This is a genomic window from Klebsiella sp. 1SOBk10mer, from assembly GCF_046602535.1.
Lineage (GTDB): Bacteria > Pseudomonadota > Gammaproteobacteria > Enterobacterales > Enterobacteriaceae > Klebsiella > Klebsiella quasipneumoniae.
Genome location: NZ_JBKIUP010000056.1, coordinates 1 through 973, shown reverse-complemented (window position 1 = coordinate 973; position 973 = coordinate 1). Strand labels below are relative to the sequence as shown.

Genomic DNA, 973 nt, shown 5'->3' with positions numbered 1-973 from the left:
TCTGGTCAACGACCAGTTGAGCGGATTCGCGTTTAAACTCTGCGCTGAAATTTCTTTTTTTCATTATGACACCTGTGTTGTTCTGAGGTGAGCATATCACCTCTGTTCAGGTGGCCAAATTCAGTAAACCACTTCACTTTCTCACCAGGTGGCTGGCGACGGCGCTGAAGCAACGCCGCTTTTCGTGTGATATTACCCCCGACATCGAGTGGCTTCTGAAACTGCTGTGTCTCATTGAACGTGAGCCTGCACTGATTAATACATTGCGCGGTATTCTCGCTTGAACAAAACCAGCCCCTTCGCGCTGACGGGCCTGGTTTTGTTCTTCGGTGTACAGTACACCGTCTGACGACGGATTGCCTCCCTTTACCTCGGTGCATAGCCCTCTTCCGCCAGTGTTTTCATATGAATGGACTAGGAAATAAATTATGCTGACTCATTATTTCTGGCCATAAAGGTTCTGGCAGTGCCATCTTTCGGGTCAACAAAGGTAATATCTTCAGGATCACGACGAGGGCTGGCCAATGACAGAAATATTACGGGTTCTTCAAGAAGGGTTGGTAATGCATGGACAACATTACGCTCGAAAAAAAGCACGTGGCCGGGGGCAAATTCGGCTTCGTCACGAGGATCTTCCATCCAGAGCGTCCCCATGAATCCCTGAATAACCTGACGCCGGAGGATCACCTGGGCTTTGTTGAATAAATCGAACTTTTGCTGAGTTGAAGGATCAGATCACGCATCTTCCCGACAACGCAGACCGTTCCGTGGCAAAGCAAAAGTTCAGAATCACCAACTGGCCCACCTACAATAAAGCCCTCATCAACCGTGGCTCCATAACTTTCTGGCTGGATGATGAAGATATTCAGGCCTGGTATGAGTCAGCAACACCTTCTTCACGAGGCAGACCTCAGCGCTATTCTGACCTTGCCATCACGACTGTGCTGGTCATTAAACGCGTATTCAGGCTGAC

Annotated in this window: 2 protein-coding genes; both read left to right on the top strand. The window is 49.1% G+C overall.

Annotation, left to right across the window (positions count from 1 at the left end):
- Positions 1-567 precede the first annotated feature (567 nt).
- Positions 568-705 carry a hypothetical protein gene (locus ACLH1I_RS26575; RefSeq protein WP_064171890.1) on the top strand — a complete coding sequence of 46 codons (138 nt, stop codon included), beginning with the start codon at positions 568-570 and terminating at the stop codon, positions 703-705.
- A gap of 17 nt (positions 706-722) precedes the next feature.
- The coding region (locus ACLH1I_RS26570) for a transposase (protein WP_322247234.1) at positions 723-973 on the top strand (251 nt) is incomplete at its 3' end.